Here is a 20001-nt window from a genome sequence, read left to right on the forward strand (position 1 = left end):
GACGACCATGACCACCGCACTCATCACGGTCGACCCCCGTGCCGCTCGACGGGCCGGCGGCCGGCGTCCGCTCGTCTACACCGCGCTCGGGCTGCTGTTCCTCGGCATCATGCTGTTCCCCGTCTACTGGATGGTGAACGCGTCGCTGCAGCCGTCCGGCAACACGCTCAATGCCGCGCTCATCCCGCTCGAGCCGAGCTTCGCGGGGTACGAGCGCGCGATCGCCGACCAGGGCCGCAACCTCCTCACGAGCCTCATCGTGTCGGTCGGCGCGGTCGTCGTGAGTCTCGGCATCGCGGCGCCGGCCGCGTACGCGCTCGCGCAGTTCCGGTACCGCTGGATCAACATCGCGCTGCTCGTCATCCTCATCGCGCAGATGATCCCCGGCATCGTCATCGCCAACGCGCTCTATGCGGCGTACAACGACCTCGGGCTGCTCAACACCGTCGCGGGGCTCATCCTCGCCGACGCCTCGCACGCGATCCCGTTCGCGATCCTCGTGCTGCGCGCGTTCATGATGAACGTGCACCCCTCGATCATCGAGGCCGCGCGCGTGGATGGCGCTGGCCAGTTCCGCGCGTTCTGGTCGATCGTGCTGCCGGTGTCGAAGAACGCGCTCATCACGGCGGGCCTGTTCGCGTTCCTCTTCGCGTGGAGCGACTTCCTCTTCGCCCTGACGCTCACGACGACGCCCGACATCCGCCCGGTCACCCTCGGCATCTACCAGTACCTCGGCACGCAGGTGTCGAACTGGAGCGCCGTGATGGCGACGGCCGTGCTGTCGTCGCTGCCCGCGATCCTCCTCCTGCTGCTCGCGCAGCGCTACATCGCCGCCGGGGCGATGGGCGGCGCGGTCAAGTAAGCCTCCGGAACCTCTGAAAGGACACATCGATGACGAACAACCCGATCCGCGTGATCGTCTGGGGCGAGAACCGCCACGAGCAGGTGCAGCAGAACGTGCGCGACATCTACCCCGACGGCATGCACACGACGATCAAGGAGGGCATCGAGGAGAACCTCGGCGACCGCGTGTCGGTGCGCACCGTGACCCTCGACGACCCCGAGCACGGCCTCACCGAGGAGGTGCTCGCCGAGACCGACGTGCTCGTGTGGTGGGGGCACGCGGCCCACGGCGAGGTGGCGGACGAGGTCGTCGAGCGCGTGCACCAGCACGTCCTGGCGGGGATGGGCCTGCTCGTGCTTCACTCGGGGCACTGGTCGAAGATCTTCGGGAAGCTCATGGGCACGACGTGCACGCTGCGGTGGCGGTCGAAGGACGACCGCGAGATCGTGTGGACGGTCGACCCGACGCACCCGATCGCGCAGGGCGTGCCGCATCCGTTCATCATCCCCGCGCAGGAGATGTACGGGGAGTTCTTCGACGTGCCGGCCCCCGACGAGCTCGTGTTCCTCTCGACGTTCTCGGGCGGCGAGGTGTTCCGCAGCGGCATGACGTACCGCCGCGGCTTCGGCAAGATCTTCTACTTCAGCCCGGGCGACCAGGACTACCCCGTGTACCACCAGGCCGAGGTGCGCAAGGTCATCGCGAACGGCGTCGCATGGGCGCAGACTCTTCGTCCGGAGCGCTCCGTGCCGACGCTGCTGCGGTACGAGACCGAGGACTTCTACAACGGACGCGGCTACGAAGGGGCGATGCACAATTGACCGGACAATCGGATGGCCGCCTGCGCGTCGTGCAGGTCGGGGCCGGCGGGATGGGCCGGGCCTGGATCGGGGCGATCGCCGCCTCGGATGAGACGGAGCTCGTCGGCCTCGTCGACCTCAACATGACGACCGCGCACGACGCGCTCGCCGACGCGGGCCTGACCGACGTCGCGGTGGGCACGTCGGCGGCCGAGGTCGCGCGCGCGGTCGGCGCCGACGTCGTCGTGAACGTCACGGTGCCCGTCGCCCACCTGCCCGTGAACGTCGAGGCGCTCGCCGCGGGCTACCCCGTGCTGTGCGAGAAGCCGGCGGCGCCGACCGTCTCGGATGCCCTCCGCCAGGCGGCGGCCGCCGAGGTGCACGGCCGTCTGCTCATGATCAGCCAGTCGCGCCGGTACTTCGACGGGCTGCGCGCCCTCAAGCGGCAGACCGAGCGGCTCGGCGAGATCGGCGCCGTGACGACCGACTTCTTCCGGGCACCGCACTTCGGCGGCTTCCGCGAGGAGATGGAGCACGTGCTCCTCGTCGACATGGCCATCCACCAGTTCGATGCCGCGCGGTATCTCATCGGCCGCGACCCGGTCGCGGTGTACGCCGAGGAGTACAACCCGAGCTGGAGCTGGTACCGCGGCGACGCGAACGCCGTCGCGGTCTTCGAGTTCGAGGGCGGGGCGCGCTACACCTACAGCGGGAGCTGGTGCGCGCCGGGGCTCGAGACCTCCTGGAACGGCCGGTGGCGCATCAGCGGCGAGGCCGGATCGGCCGAGTGGGATGGCGACGGCGCGCCGCGCGCGGAGATCGGCGTCGGGTCGGTGGAGCAGGAGCTCGACACGGCTCCCGAGCAGATCGAGGGCTCGCTCGCCGAGTTCGTGGCCGCCGTGCGCGCGGGGGAGACGCCCTCGACCGACGCCCGGTCGAACGTCGCGAGCCTCGCGATGGTGGAGGCGGCGGTGCGCTCGGCCTCGACGGGCCGCCGCGTGCGCATCGCGACGGTGATCGAGGAGGCGTACGAGGCCGCGCTCGTCGACGAGAAGGATGACGCGGTGCGCGAGGTCCTCGAGCGCTGGCGCGCCGAGGTGCTCCTTCCCCGTCGGTGAGCGATGTTTCGACGCGGTCGTTGAGGGAGCTCGTCTTTCTCGGCCGTTGAGGGAGCTCGTCTTTCTCGGTCGTTGAGGGAGCTCGTCTTTCTCGGTCGTTGAGCGAGCGGAGCGAGTCGAAACGCCGATGTGCCCGGCTCAGCCCGTCGGGGCCGTGATCTCGACGGGCTGACCGAGCCGCTCGAAGGTCTGCGTCACGGTTCCGGCGAAGCCGTGCACGGTGAGGGCGACCTCGGCGCTCAGCGGCGTCGCATCGGACGCCAGGCGGAGGACGAACGTGTCGACGTCGACCTCGTTCCAGCGGAACGGCGCGGTGCTCGCGATGCGGTAGACGCCCGCGGCGGCCGGCTCTGCGGCCACCTCCCACGCGGGGCTCGCCGCGATGAGCTCGGCGATCGCCCGCGGATCCGAGAACGGGGCCGCGTAGTCGGCGGCCTCGGCGGCGATCTGCTGGTCGCGGTCGTCGGATGACGCGTCGGCCTCGACGGCGCCGTCGCCGCGGTCGAGCCAGTGCGCGCCGTCGACGAACCAGAGGTCGAACGGGATGTCGGTGCCTCCCGTGCCGTCGAGGTGGAAGGCATAGTCGGGCTCGAAGGTGAAGTCCACCGTCCCGCGGAGCATCGGGCCGCTGAGGCTGATCCGCCCGGACCCCTGCGCGACGAGGACGTCCTGCACGCAGGCACCGAGGTCCGCTCCGTCGACGGTCGCGCCCGCCTCGATCCCCGCGCACGAGTCGGGCGCGGTCCATCCGCTCGGAGTGGGCGTCGGCGTCACCGTGGCCGGCGCGGTCTCCGCCGTCGGCGAGGGTGCGGCGGTCTCCTCGGGCGCCGTCTCGTCGGGCGGCGTCTGGGCCGCGCAGCCCGCGATCGCGGCGGCGAGAGCGAGAGCGGCGGCTGCGCGTGCGACCTTCATGGTCGGAGGATACTCGGCGCACTCGGGCGCAGACGCAGAGGCTCCTGGGTGCGCGGCGGGCGGCCGGGCTCGCGCCCGACCGCCCGCTGTCCCTCCCCCCTCGGACGTCACTGCGCGGGCATGAGCACCGTGTCGACGAGGTAGACCGTCGCGTTGGCGGTCTGGACGCCGCCGCAGATGACGGTCGCGTCGTTCACCATGAGGGCGTCGCCCGAGCCGGTCACCTCGAGGTCGGAGCCCTGAACGGTCGTGTGGGTGCCGGCGATCGCGTCGGGAGCGATCTGGCCGGGGACGACGTGGTAGGTGAGGATCGACGTCAGCAGGTCGGCGTCGGTGCTGAGCGTCTCGATCGTGGCCTCGTCGATCTGCGCGAACGCGTCGTCGACGGGGGCGAAGACCGTGAACTCGTCGCCGTTGAGCGTGTCGACGAGGTTCACGTCGGGGTTCAGCTCTCCCGACACGGCCGAGACGAGGGTCGTCAGCAGCGGGTTGTTCGACGCCGCGACCGCGACGGGGTCGGCGGACATGCCCTCGATCGAGCCCGCGCCATCCGGCACCGCCTCGGCGTAGTCGGCGCAACCAGGGCCGACGAGGTTCGCGGCCGGGTCGGCCATCGTCTCGGGGCTCTCCTCGGGGGTCGTCTCCTCGGGCGCGGCCGACTCCTCGACCATGCCGGAATCGCCCGACGTCGGCTCCTCCTCGGCGGTGGTGGCGCCGCTGCTGCAGGCGGCGAGGCCGAAGACGGCGACGAGCGACAGGACGGCAGCGCCGGCGAACGTGGACTTCTTCGTGGACATGGCGTTCTCCTCTTCAACGGTGGGTGCCCCGAGGGGCGGTGCCTCTCGGCTTTCACGACGTATTCGGGGTGGTCGGCGAATCGGATGGGTCGATCTCGAAATCGCGTCGGGATGGCCCGCGGACCGCCCCGTGACGGGGATGCGGCATGCTTGTGGGCATGGTGATCGACGGCGTCGAGGTGGGCGAGCACGCCGACGGACCCGTCGACCACGTCGCGGACCTCCTCGTGCGCATCGCGGACGGCGATCAGGGCGCCTTCGCGTCGCTCTACGACATGCTCTCGGGCCGGGTCTTCGGCCTCATCCTGCGGGTGCTCGTGGATCGCGCGCAGAGCGAGGAGGTGCTGCAGGAGGTCTTCCTGGAGATCTGGCAATCCGCCGCGCGCTTCTCTCCGAACAGAGGTCAGGGGAGGACATGGGTCCTCACCATCGCGCACGGCCGAGCGGTCGACCGCGTGCGATCCGCGCAGGCGAGCACCGACCGGGATGTTCGCGTGGGCTTCCGGGACCTCGGAGTGCCGTTCGACGGGGTCGCCGAGGATGTGGAGCTCCGGATGGAGGGACGACGCGTCGTCGAGGCGCTCCAGAGCCTGCCGGAGGCGCAGCGCGAGGCGCTCACCCTCGCGTACTACGGGGGATACTCGCAGAGCGAGATCGCGGCCATGACCGCGACGCCGCTGGGAACGGTGAAGACGAGGATGCGTGACGGGCTGTCGCGCCTGAGGACCTGGATGGGGGTGCCGGCATGACCGAGAAGGATCTCGACGAGCTGCTCGCCGGCCGCGCCCTCCACGCGCTGTCGCCCGAGGACGCCGCCCGGCTCGAGCAGGCGCTCGCCGCGGATCCCGCGCTGCGCGCCCGTGCGCAGCGCGACGAGGAGACCGCCGCGCTGCTCGCCGATGCGACGCCCGAGGTCGCGCCGCCCGCCGCCATCCGGGACCAGCTGCTCGCGCGGATCGCGGGAGCCGCGGCTCCCGCGGACGTGACCCCCGAGCAGAGCGCCGACGCGCCTGCCGAGCCCGCGGGGTCCCGGGCGGGCGAGGCCGTCGAGCCCGCGGCATCCGAGCCTGCTGGGCCCGCGCCATCCGCGCCTGCGCGCCCGGGCCGTCGCCGCTGGTTCGCGCTCGCGGCCTCCGTCGCGGTCGTCGCGGCGGTCGGCCTCTCGGCGCTCACGATCGGGCGCCTGCTCGACCGGCCCGACGCCGTCGTGGCGCTCGAGCAGATCGCGCAGGCCGAGGACGGGCAGGTGCTCGAGGGCGAACTGCCGGGCGGGGGCGCGATCGAGATGCACTGGTCGCACTCGGTCGGCGAGGTCGTGGTGCTCGCCGATGAGGCGCCGGCGCTCGACGAGGGCCGCCAGTACGAGCTCTGGCTCGTGCGCGGAGACGAGCCGATCCCGGCAGGGGTGTTCGACGGCGGTGTCGACGAGCCGCTCCTGCTCGACGGAGAGCTGGCGCCCGGCGACGTCGTCGCCGTGACGATCGAGCAGGAGGGCGGGTCGCCGACCGGCGTCCCGACAACCGAGCCGATCGCCGTGATGCCGACCGATTGAGCGACGCGACGGGAGCGGCGGACGGCCCGGGGCCATCCGCCGCTCCCGTGCCCACGGCTCAGCCGAACGTGAAGGAGTAGACCTCCACGCCCGGATCGACCGTCACCTCGATCTCGCCTTCGCGCGCGTCGCCGCTGCGCAGCTCGTAGGAGCGCGGCGTGCCGGAGACCGCGATCTCCTCGGGGGCTCCGCCGTCGACGCGCGCGGTGATGCTCCCCTCTCCCGCGAGGACGATGCGCACCTCGCTCGCGGAATAGGCGAGGCGGATGGTCGCGGGCGCGTCGGCCGGGGTCGCGAACTGGGTCTCGATGGTCCAGGAGCCCTCGAGCGCGAACGTGTCGCGGGGCTGCTCGTCGGGGAGGGCGAAGCGGGCCGTGCCGCCCGTGTACGGTGTGGCGCCCGCGTAGTTGACGTCCTTCGTCCAGCCGAGGAACGTCTCGGGTGTGCGATCCGGTTCGACGGGGGTGCGGTCGTCGACGGCGGTCGGGTCGGGGAGCGCGACCGCGGGGTCGGCATCGACGAGGAGCTCGCGGATCATCCGCTCGGTCGCGGCGTAGTTGCCCTCGCCGAACGAGATGTGCCGGACGGTCCCGTCGGCGTCGATGAGGTAGTGGGCCGGCCAGTACCGATTGCGGTAGTTCGTCCACGTCGCGAGGTCGTTGTCGAGGGCGACCGGGTAGGAGATGCCGAAGGCGTCCGCGCCCGCCTGCACGTTGGCCGCGTCCTTCTCGAACGCGTACTCGGGCGAGTGCACGCCGATGACCCGCAGCCCCGCGTCGCGGTACGCTGCGTCCCACGCGACGACGTGGGGGATGCTGCGCTGGCAGTTGATGCACGAGTAGGCCCAGAAGTCGATGAGCACGACCTCGCCGCGGAGGCTCTCGAGGTCGACGGGCGCGCCGCCCGGGGTGTTCAGCCACTGCTCGATCCCCCGGATCGAGGGCGCCGTGCCGCAGGACTCGAGCTCGTCGGCTCCGTTGGTGCACTGATCGAGATCGCGGTTCTCGTCGGTGACGATGCCGCCGAGGTCGAGCGCGTCCTGCACGCCCTCATCCTCGGCGAGCTGCTGCTGGAGCGTCGAGGTGTAGTCGGGCACGAGCCGCTGGAGCGCGGCCGGGACATCGAGCACGAGGCCCACCGCGAGGGCGAGCATGGCGACGCCGGCTGCGATCCGCAGACCGCGCTCGCGGCGGCGGAAGGCGCGGATGCGCTCGATGACGCCGCGCCCCGCGAGCGCGAACAGCAGGAGCGGGATGGCCACGCCCACCGCGAACGCGATCGTCAGGACGACGGTCTCAGGGCCGATGCGACCGGTCGACCCCGCGACGATGATCGCCGCGAGCACCGGCCCCGCGCAGGGCACGAAGACCGTGCCGAGCGCGAGCCCGACGGCGAACCCGTTGCGGCGGTTCGAGACCTCGCGCTGGGGCAGCCAGGTGAACGGCTTCTCGAGGAGCCGCTCGAACGCCGGCACGAGCAGCCCGAGGCCGATGAGCGCCAGCAGCGCGATGCCGACCCATCGGATGACGCCCTGGGGCAGGCCGAGCGCCCCGAGCGCGAGGGATCCGAGCAGGGTCACGAGCGTGAAGCTCGTCATCAGACCGAGCACGACGAGGTAGGGGCGCCAGCGTGAGACGCTGCCGTCGTCGGCGCCGCTCCGGGCGGACTGCGCCCCGCCCGTGAGGAAGATGACGGGCAGGACGGGGAGGATGCACGGCGAGATCCCCGTGATCAGTCCGCCGAGGAACCCGATGATGGCCAGTGACATGTGCGCTTCCCTTCTCCGCTGACTCCTCTTCGTGGCGGGAGGTCGAGCGGATTGGGGCGGGGTGCGGGACACGGTGCAGGAGATCTGCGAGCGCGCGCTGAGGGGAGCCGCGAGATTACGCGAGGTCCGGGTTCGGGCGGCCCGGTTTCTCCTGCGTTGTGTCCCGCTTCCGGCGGGGGCGGCCGCGCGTGTCTCGCTTCCCGGCGGGGGCGGCTGTGCGTGTCTCGCTTCCGGCGGGGTCAGCCGCGCAGGTCGCGCCGCGTGAGCGCGACCACGCTCCCCGCGAGGAGCAGCACGACGCCGATCCACAGCGGCCAGAGGCCATCCGTCCATCCCTCGCGGAGCGGGCTCTCGTGATAGGCCCACGAGTACGGGGAGAGGGCGCGGAGCGCGTCGAAGTCGTCGTTCTGGTTGGCGACGCCGTTGAAGAGGAACGCCGCCGCCGCGACGAGCGCACCCGCACCCATCGCCCACGCGCGACGGCCGAAGAGGGAGCCGACGAGCAGCGCGACCCCGCCGCTGAAGAGCCACAGCCCGATCGCGGCGAGCGTCTGCGGGATGACGTTCTCGCGCGCGAGGTCGAGTTCGAACGGCGTGTTCACGGCGAGCAGCAGGCACCCCGAGTAGACGCCGAGCCATGCGAGCCGTGCGACGAGGGCGAGCACCTGCCCGGCGACGTAGCCCGTGCGCGAGATGCCGTGGGCGAGGTCGAGCTCGAGGCGCCCCTGCTCCTCGGCGCCCGCGACCGCGGCGGAGCCCCAGCCGATCGCGGCGACCGTCGGCAGGACGAATCCGAGGATGCCGTAGAACGTCGCCTGCGCGTAGCCCGCGCCCGACGTGATCTGGTCGAAGCCGAGGGTGTTGACGAGCGAGGGCGGCAGGGTCTCGAGCATCTGCATCATCTGCCCGTCGATGCCGATGCTCGGGTAGAGCGAGAGGTAGAGCATCATCACGGCGGTGAGCGCGAGCGTCCAGACGAGGAGGCCGCGCCACGACTCGGCGAGCGTGCGGATGAACACGGGGATCATCGGGCGCCTCCCTCGTGCTGGACCGGCCCGGCGGAGGGCAGGTCTCCGGATGAGGCGGCTCCGGATGGCTGTCGCCGGCGGTCGCGTCGGAGGCGCGGCGGATCGGATGGTGCGGGTGCGGGTGCGGGCGAGGATGGCGGCGGGTCCGCGGGCGCGGATGAGGGCGGCGTCGCCGGTCGGCGGGACGGGGCGGCTTCTGCGCCCGCTCCCTCGCCGTACAGCCGCAGCACGGATTCCTCGAGGTCGGGCTCCTCGAGGGTGAGGTCGACGACGCGGAACCGGGCGAGCGCCTTCACGATCGGGTCGACGTCGCCCTCGATCGTGACCGCCACGCGGACATGGCCCGTGCCATCCGTCACCTCGAGGTCATGCAGGGTCGTCTCCGCGCCGGTCCGGCCGAGCGCATCGCGCACCGATGCGACCGAGGCGTCTGCGATGCCCGCGCGCATGCGGCGCACGGCCCCGAGGCGCAGCGAGGCGACGTCGCCCGCCGCGACGACGCGGCCCGCGCTCAGGACGGCGACCTCATCGGCCGCCTGCTGGATCTCGCTCAGCACGTGCGAGCTCAGCAGGATCGTCTGCCCGCGGTCGCGTGCCTCGCGCACGAGCTGCAGGAACGCCCGCTGCACGAGCGGGTCGAGGCCGCTCGTCGGCTCGTCGAGGATGAGCAGCTCGGGCTCGTGCATGAACGCCTGCACGAGCCCGAGCTTCTGCTTGTTGCCCTTCGAGAGGGTGCGCACCCGGCGGTCGAGGTCGAGCCCGAGCCGTTCGGCGAGCGCGTCGATCCGCCCGGCCGGCACGGGGCCGGAGACCTTCGCGTAGAAGTCGAGCATCCCGCGCCCGGTCGTGCGGCCATCCAGCCGCAGTTCGCCAGGGACGTAGCCGATGCGGCGGCGCAGCGCGGGGCCGCCGTGCTGCGGGTCCTCGCCGAGCACGCGGACCTCGCCTCCGGATGGTCGGATGACGTCGAGCAGGATGCGCAGCGTCGTCGTCTTGCCGGCGCCGTTCGGGCCGATGAGCCCGAACACCGTGCCGGGCTCGACCCGCAGGTCGAGGGAGTGCAGGGCCGTGCGCTGCCCGTACCGCTTGTGGAGCGCCTTCGTCTCGATCGCCGCCATGTGCCTCAACGTAGCGCCGTGCCGGCCGCAGCCAAAGGGGCGCGAGCGCGCGTCCGCTCAATGCCACAGCACGGCGACCGCGATCTCGACGACCCCCAGCCAGCCGGCGATGTGCAGCAGAGGGCGGAGTGCTCGGTCGTCGGAGCCCGCGGAGCGCAGGCGGCGCTGTCGCACCATGGCGGCGATGATGAGCCCGAGGATCACCAGGGCGAGAGCGAGCTTGACGATCATCTTCGCCTCGATGACTCCCGCGCCCGAGATCATCCGGACGGCGATGAGCGCGTTGCCCGACAGCACCTGCACGATCGAGCCGATGAGCAGGGGCGAGAAGTCGAAGTCCTTGCGCCACGGCATCTGGAGGATGAACGCGCCGACGATCGCCGACGTGCCCACGAGATGGATGATCAGCAGCGCGAGCCGCAGGTTCTCAAGCACGGAGCCGTCCTTCGAAGTGGTGAGTGAATACTTACCCACTAGAGTGGTGAGTGAATACTCACCTGTCAACCGGAGGACGTCATGTCGACTCGAGACCGCATCGTCGACGCGGCGGCGACCGTGATGCGCGACCTCGGCGTGGTCAAGTCCACGACCAAGGCCATCGCGCGGGCCGCCGGCTGCTCGGAGGCCCTGCTCTACAAGCACTTCCCGAGCAAGCAGGAGCTGTTCGCCGCGGTGCTCCGCGAGCGTCTGCCGCAGCCGCTCGCGGATGTCCGTCCCGGGGAAGGCGACCTGCGCGAGAACCTCGAGCGCGCTGTCGTCGCGCTGCTCGCGTTCTACGAGGCGGGCTTCCCCATCGCGGCAGCGCTCTTCGGCGACCGGGAGACGCTCGCCGGCTGGCGTGCGCAGAGCGAGGCGCGCGGCGGCGGGCCGGAGGCGCCGCGCCGCCTGGTGGCGGAGTACCTCCGGGCGGAGCAGCGCCTCGGCCGCGTCGCTCCGGCCCGCGATGTCGATGCCGTCGCGTCACTGCTCACGGGCGCGGCGCTGCACGAGGCGTTCGTGGCGAGCTTCGCGGGGCGGCCCATCCCCGATCCCGATGAGCTGGCGCGCTCGTGGGTCGCCGCGCTCGGATGGTGACCCCGCGCCGAGCGGTCCAGGCCCCGCGGCCCTCTTCGATCGCCGCGTGCGCGGGCTCGCGGTCGTCGTCGAGGTGGTGCCGCAGGAGGGCTCAGGCCTCGGGTGCTGGCGGGCGCAGGGGCGTCCGCTCGGGCTGCGCCGGGGCCTTCGGGGTCTCCCGGGGCTTCGGGGTCTCTCGGGGCTTCGGCGTCGCGGCAGGGCGCCCGGCCTCGAGTTCAGGGGCGACCTGCTTCTCGAGCACCTCGATCGCGTCGTCAGAGAGGACGATCAGCCCGTCGAGCTCCTCGCGCACGCGCTTGTACGCGATCTGGCGCTCGGCCGCTGTGGCCGACTGGTCGACCGCGGTGCGGAGGAGCTGTTGCGCGCGGTCGAGGCGTCGGCGCTCGTCCTCGGTGAAGCCGCTGTCGCGCACACGCCGGGCATCCTGCTCGGCGATGTCGAACGCGACTTCGAAGTCGTGCACAGCGTCGCGGTACTCCGCGAGCGTCGCTGCATCGATCTTGACGTCCGCGGATGCCGGGCGGAGGCCATCCGCCACCTTCTTCGCCCGCAGGAAGGCGGCCGTCAGGGGCTGGCGGCCGTCGCTCATCGTCGGGAACGCGATGAGCTTCGCGACGTCGAGCTCGTAGTCGAGCCAGCGGTGCATGACCTCGTCGTGCGTTGCCATGAGGCGCGCGAGCCTGGCCTGCCGGCTCGCTGCGTCGTCGGCCTCCATGTCTTCGGCGGGGCCATCCTGCGCCTTCGACGCCTTGAGCTGCGCCCGCGCCTGCATCTCGACCGCGCGGGCTTCGCTCTGTGCCTTCAGGAGTTCAAGCCGACGCTTATGGCGGAGCTTGGATTGCTTCGACCACCAGCTGGCGGCGCTGCTCACTCCGGCGACGATGGGGCCGCCGAAGATGAACCACAGCCACCAGTTGTTGCCGATGAACTCGAAGATCCCCACGGGGCCATGCTAGGCGCGGGGCTCCGTCGTAGGGGGCGGCCCTCGAGCCCCGCGCCTCCGGGGGACATGCCCAGGGAGGCGTCGGGTCAGAGGGCGAGCGAGCGTCGGCGCTGGAGGGTCCAGACGACCAGCGCGAACGCGAGGATGGCCGCGGCGGCGACCATGACGAGCGGCCACCCGCCGAGATCCCACAGTGCGACCGCGAGCGTCGAGCCGACCGAGCCGCCGAGGAAGTTGCCGACCACGAACACCGTGTTCAGCCGGCTGCGCGCCGACGGGTCGATGGCGAGCATGCGGGTCTGGGTGAGGACCATGACCGACTGCACGCCGATCGAGTACAGGGCGATCGACGCCATCACCGCCACGAGCGAGTGCGGCGCGACGCCCGACACGGCGAAGGCGAGGATGGCCAGAACGAGACCCGCGCCGATCGCCGGCACCGCGAGCCCGCGGTCGTAGAGGCGCCCCACGAGCTGCGCCGCGACCGCGCCGCCGATCCCGACGAGGTTGACGAGGCCGATCTGGGTCGCGGAGAAGCCGAAGGGCTCGGCCGAGAGGAGGAGGGTGAGTGCCGTCCAGAAGAGCGTGAAGCTCGCCATCGCCGCCGCGCCGATGAGCCCCACCGCTCGCGCGGTCGCGCTCACGAGGTGCGTGCGCAGCACCGATGCCAGGAGTGCGGGGTACGACACCCGCGCCCGCGGCTCGAGCCGGGGCAGCGAGCGCCACATGACGAACGCGAGCACGACCATGACGAGCGCGATGAGGGCGTAGAGCGCGCGCCATCCGATGAGGTCGGTCGCGATGCCGCTCACGGCGCGCGCGATCATGATGCCGAGCAGCAGCCCCGAGGCGACGGTGCCGAGCACGCGCCCCCGCTGCGCATCCGTCGCGAGGTCGCCTGCGAGCGGCGCGAGGAACTGCCCCGACACCGTGCTCACGCCCACGAGCCCGAGCGTCGCGAGCAGGATCGGGAAGGTCGGCGCGAGGGCACTCAAGCCGAGCATCGCGGCGGCGAGCAGCATGAAGAGCGGGATGGCGCGCCGGCGGTCGACGACGTCGCCGAGCGGGACGAGGAAGAACACGCCGACGGCGTAGCCGAGCTGCGTGACCGTGATGATGAGGCCCGCGGTGCTCGCGGAGACGCCGACGTCCGCGCCGATCGCGTCGAGGATCGGCTGCGCCCAGTAGAGGTTGCCGACGGCGGCGCCCGCCGCGACGGCGAACAGGAGCGTCGCGCCCGCGGACATCCCTCGGGGGCTGGCTGACTCGGTCATGGTGCCTTCTTCACTAAATCCAACGTTCACGTTGGAAGTCACTGTAGTACCGTGGAGGGCAATAAGCAACGCTGGCGTTGGAAATGAGGAAGCCGATGGCCTGGGACGTCGAGGGCACGAAGCGCAAGATCATCGAGGCGGCGACGGAGGAGTTCGTCGCGCACGGCCAGCACGGCACGACGATCGAGCGGATCGCGAAGCGCGCGGGCGTGAACAAGGAACGGGTCTACAACTACTTCGGCGGCAAGCCCGAGCTGTTCGCGCTCGTGCTTCGCGAGAAGGTCGCGGAGGGGGCGGTGTCGGTTCCGTACGTCGCCACGGGCATCGACGATGTCGGCGGATTCGAATCGCGACTCGTCGACTTCAATCAGGCGCATCCCGAGCTCATCCGCCTGCTTGCATGGGAGGCGCTGGCCTACACCGACGCCGTGCCGGATGAGGAGAAGCGCGTCGAGCGGTACGCGCGCCGCACCGATGAGATCCGGGTGGCGCAGGACGCAGGCGCGCTCACGACCTCGCTCGATGCCGACATGCTGCACGTGCTCCTGCTCGCGCTTGCGGGATACGGCGCCCTGGTGCCGCAGGTGGTCCGGATGATCACGGGCGTCGGGACCGACGACGAGCGCTATCGCGCGGCGGTCATCGAGGCCGCGCGTCGCCTCGCGGCCCCGTGACGCGGGGCCCGATCACGGGTCACCCGCGCAGTGCCTCCACGGCGAGCTCGCCGAGGCGGGCGTCACGTGTCTCCTCGTGCGCGGTGATCGTGAAGACCGCGTTCCGCGCCGGGTCGATGATCGCGTACTGGCCGTAGCGTCCGTCGAGTCGCCAGGTGCCATCCGGCCCGCCCCAGGCCGCGAGTCCGTACCGGGCGGATGGCTCGGGCGCTCCGGTGTCGACCCAATCGGAGTGCATCGCGTCGATCCACTCCGCGGAGACGAGCTGCCGGCCATCCCACGCTCCGCGGTCTCGGAGGAGCCGCCCGATGCGCGCGACCTCCTCGGTGCGGAGCTGGAGGCCGCTGCCGCCGACGATCCATCCGGCAGGGCAGCGATGCCACTGCGGGTTGTGGATGCCGAGCGGATCGAACAGGCGCGGCAGGAGCCAGTCGCGCACATCGCCGACGACCGCGCCGAGCACGCGCATCGCGACGTACGTGCTGACGGTGGAGTACTGGAAGACGCGGCCGCGGGATGGCCGGCGCAGCATCTCCTGCGCGAGGTCGGGCCAGGGCACGGGGTCGAGCGCGAACCACTCGAAGTCGATGCCGCTCGTCATGGTGAGGAGGTGCCGGAGGGTCACCTCCTCGACGCCCTCGCCGAGCCGCATGCCGGGGAGGGAGGAGTGGATGGGCTCATCCAGGCTCACGAGGCCCTCGTCGATCGCGATGCCGACCGCGAGGGCGGAGACGCCCTTGGAGATCGAGTAGACGTTCTCGCGGTCGTCGCTGCGCCACCGGTGCTCGGCCGTGTCGTCGTCGATGAGCAGGTGCGCGCCGTACGCACCGAGGTTCTCTGCATCGACGGCTCGGACGAATCGGTCGAGGATGGCCTGTGCCGAGGTCATCGGTTCAGTCTGCCAGGCGCCTGCGGGGTTCCGTCGAGGGCCCGTGCGGCGCACTGCCTCGCGCCGCGTCTGCATGTCTCGATTGCCGCGGGTAAGCGGGGTGGAAACCCGCGGCGAGTGAGACATGGGTCAGGGGACGGACCCGTCGAGCGCCTCGACGGCCAGCTCGGCCAGACGGTGGTCGCGGGACTCCTCGTGCGCGGTGATCGTCAGGACGGCGTCGCGTCGCTCGTGCACGATGACGTACTGGCCGTAGCGTCCGTCGAGGCGCCAGGCGTCACCGGGGCCCTCCCACACGGCTATGCCGTAGCGGGCATATGGGGGCTCTCCGACGTCGACCCAGGCGCCGTGCATCGCGTCGATCCACTCGGCGGAGACGAGCTGCCGGCCATCCCACGCTCCGCGGTCGCGAAGGAGTCTCCCGATTCGGGCGAGTTCAGATGTGCGGAGCTCGAGTCCCGAGCCGCCGACGATCCATCCGAGCGGGCACCGATGCCACTGCGGATTGTGGATGCCGAGCGGATCGAACAGCCGCGGCAGCAGCCAGTCGCGGACGTCGCCGACGCGGGCGCCGAGAACCCGCATCGCGACATACGTGCTCGCGTCGGAGTACTGGAAGACGCGCCCGCGGGATGGCCGACGCAGCATCTCCTGAGCGAGGTCGTCCCAGCGGACCGGCTCGTCGCCGAACCACGCGAAGTCGATGCCGCTCGTCATCGTGAGCAGGTGCCGGAGGGTGACCTCCTCGGCACCCGCGCCGAACTCCAGCTCGGGGAGGTACGAGCGGATGGGCTCGTCGAGCGTCACGAGGCCCTCGTCGATCGCGATGCCGATCGCCAGCGCCGAGACGCCCTTCGAGACGGAGTAGACGTTCTCGCGGTCGTCGCTGCGCCACCGGTGCTCGGCCGTGCTGTCGCCGATGAGGACGTGCGCGCCGTACGCGCCGAGCCCTTCTGCATCGACGGCGCGGACGAAGCGGTCGAGGGCTGTCTGTGCCGCGGTCACGCGGTCAGTCTGCCAGGCTTCCGACGCCCGGTTCTGCATGTCTCGATTGCCGCGGGTAAGCGGGGCGAATAACCGCGGCGGGTGAGACATGGGTCGTCCGTCGACCGTGGTGGCGGAGACGCAGGAGCGAGACACCGACGGGAGTGTCACCGCAACAGCGCCGCGACCGCCTTCGCCGCCATCTCGTCGGCGCCGAAGTGATCGCCGGCCGTGATCGTCACGACGGCATCGTCGAGGAAGATGAGCAGCTGACCATACGCCCCGTGAAGCCGCCATGCCTCCCCGGGCCCTCCCCAGCCGGCGAGGGCGTAGCGCTCGTACCCCGGATTCGCGTCGCGCTCGATCCAGTCGCTGTGCATCGCGTCGATCCATCCGCGCGAGACGAGCTGTCGGCCATCCCACCGCCCGCCGTCGCGGATGAGGCGACCGATCCGGGCGAACTCGTCGAGCGTGAGCGAGAGGCCGCCGCCCGCGACGATCCACCCGTTCGCACAGCGCTCCCACGCCGAGCCGACGATGCCGAGCGGCGCGAACAGCCGCGGCTCGAGCCATCCGTGCACGTCGCCGACGACCGCGCCCAGCGCCCGCATGGCCGTGTACGTGCTCGCGTTCGAGTACTGGAAGACGCGGCCCCGCGACGGACGCCCGAGGAACTCCCGCGCCAGATCGGGCCAGTCGGTCATCATCGTCTCCGACCACGGGAAGTCGATGCCGCTCGTCATCGTCAGCAGGTGCCGCGTCGTGACGGTATCGACGCCCTCGCCGAGCGCGATGCCAGGGAGGTACGTCGCGACAGGGGCGTCGAGATCGAACAGGCCCTCGTCGGAGGCGATGCCCGCCGCGATCACGCACACGCCCTTCGCGGCGGAGTGGATGTCGCGGCGGATGTCCTCGGCCCAGAGGTGCGCGGCCGCGTCGTCGCCGATGCGGACGTGCACACCGTGGGCGACGAAGCCCTGCTCCTCGGCGCCGCGGACGATGCGGTCGAGTACGGTCTGCGCGCGGGTCACGTCCTCAGTCTCCCAGGGTCGGTGTCACCCCGCCGGCTCACGCCAGGGACTGCGCGCCGATCACCGACAGCAGGCGCAGCTTCTCGGCGCTCTCCGAGCCCGGCGTCGCGGTGTACACGAGCAGGCAGTGCGACTGCTCCGGGTCGATGAGCCGCTGGCACTGCAGTTCGAGGGCGCCGACCTCCGGATGGACGAAGTGCTTCACGTCGCGCGGCCGGATGCCGATCTCGTGGCGCTCCCACAGCTCGCGGAACTCCGCACTCTCGGCCAGGAGCAGCTCGGCGTACCGCGCCGCCCGCGACGACGGACCGCGCAGCGTGGCGAGCTCGCGCAGCCCCGACCCGTACATCCGCGACAGGAACGCGTGCTCCTCGGGGGCGTAGAGCCGCCGAGCGTCGGGATCCGCGAACCACCGGTACCCGATGCTCCGGAACGGGCCTTCGTGCGCCGTGAGATCTCCCGTGAGCGCGACGCCGGCGGGCGTCTGCCGCAGGGTTTCGCCGAGCTCCGTGACGATCTCGGCGGGGGTGTCCGTCAGGCGATCGAGGATGCGGATGAGCCCGGGGCTGACGTGCTCGGATGACCCGCGATCGGGCGGCTGCTGACCCGCGAGCCGGAACAGGTGGTCGCGCTCCGCGAGCGAGAGGCGCAGGCCCTGCGCGATCGCGGCGAGCATCTGAGCGGATGGCTGCGGCCCGCGCTCGCGTTCGAGACGCGCGTAGTAGTCGGTCGACATGTGGCAGAGCGCAGCGACCTCCTCGCGGCGCAGCCCGGCCGTGCGGCGTCGGCTTCCGCGGGCGAGGCACACGTCCTCGGGCTGGAGCGCCTCGCGGCGCCGCCGCAGGAACTCCGCGAGCGCGGGTCGGTCGATCGTGGTCACGTCCCCATCTCACACGACCCGCGCCCCGTGTGCCACGGTTCGCGGATCCCCCTCTCGCGAGGGGCGGATCGGCAGTCCCTGGATGCGCCTGCCGCACTCGACGAGCATCGATGCGACAGCCATCCGAGCCGAGGAGCATGCCGATGCCACGCCATCCGATCGACATCACCATCCCCGACCTGCGCGGCAAGCGCGCGATCGTCACGGGCGCGAGCGACGGCATGGGCCTCGTCATCGCCGAGCGCCTCGCCGCGGCTGGCGCCGAGGTCGTGATGCCCGTCCGCAACGCGGCGAAGGGCGAGGCCGCTGCCGCGGCCATCCGCTCGCGCCGCCCCGACGCGCGGCTCGTGCTGCGCGCGCTCGACCTGTCGTCGCTCGACTCCGTCGCGGCGCTCGGCGACACTCTTCTCGAGGAGGGCCGCCCCGTGCACCTCCTCGTGAACAACGCCGGGGTGATGACGCCGCCATCCAGGCAGACGACGGCGGATGGCTTCGAGCTGCAGTTCGGGACGAATCACCTCGGGCACGTGGCGCTCGTCGGGCGGATCCTGCCGCTGCTGCGCGCGGGGCGGGCGCGGGTCACGTCGCAGGTGAGCATCGCGGCGCGGCGCGGACGGATCAACTGGGACGACCTGCAGTGGGAGCGCCGCTATGACGGGCAGCGCGCGTACAGCCAGTCGAAGATCGCCTTCGGGCTGTTCGGCCTCGAGCTCGAGCGCCGCAGCCGTGCGCACGGGTGGGGCATCACGAGCAACCTGTCGCATCCGGGGGTGGCTCCGACGAGTCTGCTCGCCGCGCGGCCCGAGATCGGCCGGAGTGGTGACACGACGGGAGTGCGGATCATCCGCTGGCTGTCGGCCCGAGGCATCCTTCTCGGCACGCTGGAGAGCGCGGGGCTCCCGGCGCTCATGGCGGCGACGGACGCGACGGCGAAGCCCGGAGCGCTCTACGGCCCGAGTGGGCCCGGCCACCTCGGGGGAGCTCCCGCCGAGCACGCGCTGTACCGTCCGCTGCGCAGCGCCGAGGACGCCCGCCGCGTGTGGGAGGTGTCGGAGCAGCTGACCGGCGTGCGCTTCGGGGCGTAGGCCCCTATCGGCATGTCTCGCTTATGCACCCTTCCGCTGCCGTTTGGGGTGAAAAAGCGAGACATGCAGGGGGGGGCTCAGCGCCCGAAGAAGTCGCCGAGCCCGAACTCCGACGCGAGGTCGCCCAGACCGCTGCCGGCCTCCGACACCTGGTCGCCGAGGCCCTGCGTGAACTCGCCGGCCTCCGAGACGAAGCCGCCAGCACCTTCGGCGATCGCCGACACGTCGACACCTTCCGCGAGGGCGTCGAAGTCGACGCCGGCTCCGAGAGCGTGGCCGATGATCTCGGAGCCGATGCTCGTGAGGATTGCGCCGCCCGCGACCGCCGCGAGGATTCCGCCGACCGCGAGGCCGCCCGCGACGGCGCCGCCGGCGATGCCGACCGTCCGCGTGCGGGCGAGGAGCCCGCGGAGCCTGCCCGGCTGCGACGCCTCCGCACGAGCGGCGACTCGGGCGAGCTCGGGAGCATCGTACGAGCGCGGGTGCTCGTACGGGGGCAGCTCCGACCGCATCCGCTCGGCGACCTGCGCGCGCTGCTCGGGGGTGAGCCGCGCGAAGGCCTCGCGGTGCACCTGCTCGATCTGATCGGGGCGCGCGGTCTGCAGGAGGTAGTCGTAGCGGGCGATCGCGGCGCGGTCCTGCGCGGATCCGGATGGCGCGGTGCGCGCCGAGCGCGACGCCGACGGATGCTGGGCGGGGTACGGAGGAGGGGTGAGCCCGGTCCCGCGCCGCGTATCAGGCGCGGGGTCCTGGCGGTGGCTCGGCTGGGGGCTCGCCGACCGCTCGTCCCCGAGGAGCGAGTCGACGGCGCCGCGTGCCTTGGCCATCCAGTCGGTGCTCGACGAGCCGCGCTGCGACGAGGACGAGGAGGAGCTCGCGTCCATGGCCTTCTTCGCGAGCTTGATGAACTGGTTGAGCCTGCTCATGGGGTCCTTCCGGAAGGGTCGGCGCAGCCGACGTCTGCCAAAGTCTCCTTCGCTCCGGATACGGAGCCGGCCGCCCGGGACTCGATGGCGAGTCCGTACTGACGGGTCGACCGCGGTGGAAGTACTCCCTCTGTGCGACCGAAGCTATCCGCCGACCTTATGCGCGCGGTGTGAGCGGCTCCCCGCCCCTCGCATGTCTCGCTTATGCAGGCCAAACCGCCCCGGAAACCTGAACGAGTGAGACATGCCGGAGGGAGGAATCGCCACGACCGAGACATGCCCGAGGGAGACAGGCCCCAGGGAG

The 20001-nt window shown here is 71.7% G+C and carries 21 protein-coding genes; 8 read left to right on the plus strand and 13 right to left on the minus strand.

Annotation, left to right across the window (positions count from 1 at the left end):
* Nucleotides 1-7: 7 nt before the first annotated feature.
* From GC092_RS00585 to GC092_RS00595, 3 genes are read left to right on the plus strand one after another with little or no spacing between them, the layout of a single operon-like run.
* On the plus strand, nucleotides 8-862 hold the full coding sequence (locus GC092_RS00585) for a carbohydrate ABC transporter permease (RefSeq protein WP_324013441.1): 855 nt from the start codon (nucleotides 8-10) through the stop codon (nucleotides 860-862).
* A 29-nt stretch (nucleotides 863-891) separates the two neighbouring features.
* Nucleotides 892-1665 (plus strand): ThuA domain-containing protein, encoded by a 774-nt coding sequence (locus GC092_RS00590; protein WP_324013443.1) that lies wholly within the window; start codon nucleotides 892-894, stop codon nucleotides 1663-1665.
* A complete protein-coding gene (locus tag GC092_RS00595; protein WP_324013444.1) occupies nucleotides 1662-2762 on the plus strand; it encodes a Gfo/Idh/MocA family protein in 1101 nt (366 codons plus the stop codon). The genes GC092_RS00590 and GC092_RS00595 overlap by 4 nt, the downstream gene beginning before the upstream one ends.
* Before the next feature lie 138 nt (nucleotides 2763-2900).
* On the opposite strand, the gene GC092_RS00600 is transcribed toward GC092_RS00595, so the two are convergent.
* Nucleotides 2901-3674, minus strand: a complete 774-nt coding sequence (locus GC092_RS00600; RefSeq protein WP_324013446.1) for a hypothetical protein — start codon at nucleotides 3672-3674, stop codon at nucleotides 2901-2903.
* A 107-nt stretch (nucleotides 3675-3781) separates the two neighbouring features.
* Nucleotides 3782-4471, minus strand: a complete 690-nt coding sequence (locus GC092_RS00605) for a fasciclin domain-containing protein (protein WP_324013447.1) — start codon at nucleotides 4469-4471, stop codon at nucleotides 3782-3784.
* Nucleotides 4472-4617: 146 nt separating this feature from the next.
* Between GC092_RS00605 and sigK the strand changes: the two genes are divergently transcribed.
* Nucleotides 4618-5220, plus strand: a complete 603-nt coding sequence (sigK, locus tag GC092_RS00610) for an ECF RNA polymerase sigma factor SigK (RefSeq protein WP_271174179.1) — start codon at nucleotides 4618-4620, stop codon at nucleotides 5218-5220.
* A complete protein-coding gene (locus GC092_RS00615) occupies nucleotides 5217-6023 on the plus strand; it encodes an anti-sigma factor (RefSeq protein ID WP_324013448.1) in 807 nt (268 codons plus the stop codon). Before sigK ends, GC092_RS00615 begins: the two co-directional genes overlap by 4 nt.
* Nucleotides 6024-6081: 58 nt before the next feature.
* On the opposite strand, the gene GC092_RS00620 is transcribed toward GC092_RS00615, so the two are convergent.
* From GC092_RS00620 to GC092_RS00635, 4 genes are all read right to left on the minus strand, one after another.
* Nucleotides 6082-7791 carry a cytochrome c biogenesis protein CcdA gene (locus GC092_RS00620; protein WP_324013449.1) on the minus strand — a complete coding sequence of 570 codons (1710 nt, stop codon included), beginning with the start codon at nucleotides 7789-7791 and terminating at the stop codon, nucleotides 6082-6084.
* Between the two features lie 239 nt (nucleotides 7792-8030).
* Complete coding sequence (locus tag GC092_RS00625; RefSeq protein ID WP_324013450.1) at nucleotides 8031-8819, minus strand: ABC transporter permease subunit; 789 nt, start codon at nucleotides 8817-8819, stop codon at nucleotides 8031-8033.
* Nucleotides 8816-9937, minus strand: coding sequence for an ABC transporter ATP-binding protein (locus GC092_RS00630; protein ID WP_324013451.1), 1122 nt, complete (start codon nucleotides 9935-9937; stop codon nucleotides 8816-8818). The genes GC092_RS00625 and GC092_RS00630 overlap by 4 nt, the downstream gene beginning before the upstream one ends.
* Nucleotides 9938-9994: 57 nt before the next feature.
* Nucleotides 9995-10372, minus strand: coding sequence for a hypothetical protein (locus tag GC092_RS00635; RefSeq protein ID WP_324013452.1), 378 nt, complete (start codon nucleotides 10370-10372; stop codon nucleotides 9995-9997).
* A gap of 81 nt (nucleotides 10373-10453) precedes the next feature.
* Here GC092_RS00635 and GC092_RS00640 point away from each other — a divergent pair, with 81 nt between their 5' ends.
* On the plus strand, nucleotides 10454-11011 hold the full coding sequence (locus GC092_RS00640; protein ID WP_324013453.1) for a TetR/AcrR family transcriptional regulator: 558 nt from the start codon (nucleotides 10454-10456) through the stop codon (nucleotides 11009-11011).
* Nucleotides 11012-11102: 91 nt separating this feature from the next.
* Here the strand turns inward: GC092_RS00640 and GC092_RS00645 are convergent, their stop codons facing one another.
* Nucleotides 11103-11954 carry a hypothetical protein gene (locus GC092_RS00645; protein ID WP_324013454.1) on the minus strand — a complete coding sequence of 284 codons (852 nt, stop codon included), beginning with the start codon at nucleotides 11952-11954 and terminating at the stop codon, nucleotides 11103-11105.
* A gap of 86 nt (nucleotides 11955-12040) precedes the next feature.
* Nucleotides 12041-13228 (minus strand): MFS transporter, encoded by a 1188-nt coding sequence (locus tag GC092_RS00650; RefSeq protein ID WP_324013456.1) that lies wholly within the window; start codon nucleotides 13226-13228, stop codon nucleotides 12041-12043.
* 95 nt (nucleotides 13229-13323) lie between these two features.
* Between GC092_RS00650 and GC092_RS00655 the strand changes: the two genes are divergently transcribed.
* Nucleotides 13324-13902, plus strand: coding sequence for a TetR/AcrR family transcriptional regulator (locus tag GC092_RS00655; protein ID WP_324013457.1), 579 nt, complete (start codon nucleotides 13324-13326; stop codon nucleotides 13900-13902).
* Nucleotides 13903-13921: 19 nt separating this feature from the next.
* On the opposite strand, the gene GC092_RS00660 is transcribed toward GC092_RS00655, so the two are convergent.
* From GC092_RS00660 to GC092_RS00675, 4 genes are all read right to left on the minus strand, one after another.
* Entirely contained in the window at nucleotides 13922-14791 is an 870-nt protein-coding gene (locus GC092_RS00660; RefSeq protein WP_324013458.1) for a serine hydrolase domain-containing protein, read from the minus strand.
* 129 nt (nucleotides 14792-14920) lie between these two features.
* Nucleotides 14921-15796 (minus strand): serine hydrolase domain-containing protein, encoded by an 876-nt coding sequence (locus GC092_RS00665; RefSeq protein WP_324013459.1) that lies wholly within the window; start codon nucleotides 15794-15796, stop codon nucleotides 14921-14923.
* Nucleotides 15797-15942: 146 nt separating this feature from the next.
* Nucleotides 15943-16806, minus strand: coding sequence for a serine hydrolase domain-containing protein (locus tag GC092_RS00670; protein ID WP_324013460.1), 864 nt, complete (start codon nucleotides 16804-16806; stop codon nucleotides 15943-15945).
* 37 nt (nucleotides 16807-16843) lie between these two features.
* A complete protein-coding gene (locus tag GC092_RS00675) occupies nucleotides 16844-17686 on the minus strand; it encodes a helix-turn-helix transcriptional regulator (RefSeq protein WP_324013461.1) in 843 nt (280 codons plus the stop codon).
* Between the two features lie 143 nt (nucleotides 17687-17829).
* Between GC092_RS00675 and GC092_RS00680 the strand changes: the two genes are divergently transcribed.
* The gene (locus tag GC092_RS00680; protein ID WP_324013462.1) at nucleotides 17830-18771 is read left to right on the plus strand and encodes an SDR family oxidoreductase; all 942 of its coding nucleotides are present in this window, start codon (nucleotides 17830-17832) and stop codon (nucleotides 18769-18771) included.
* A gap of 77 nt (nucleotides 18772-18848) precedes the next feature.
* Here GC092_RS00680 and GC092_RS00685 read toward each other — a convergent pair whose 3' ends face one another.
* Nucleotides 18849-19697: a cation-transporting ATPase gene (locus tag GC092_RS00685; RefSeq protein WP_324013464.1), complete on the minus strand. Its 849-nt coding sequence runs from the start codon at nucleotides 19695-19697 to the stop codon at nucleotides 18849-18851.
* Nucleotides 19698-20001 lie beyond the last annotated feature (304 nt).

Source organism: Microbacterium sp. JZ37 (assembly GCF_035188445.1).
GTDB classification, from domain to species: Bacteria; Actinomycetota; Actinomycetes; order Actinomycetales; family Microbacteriaceae; genus Microbacterium; species Microbacterium barkeri.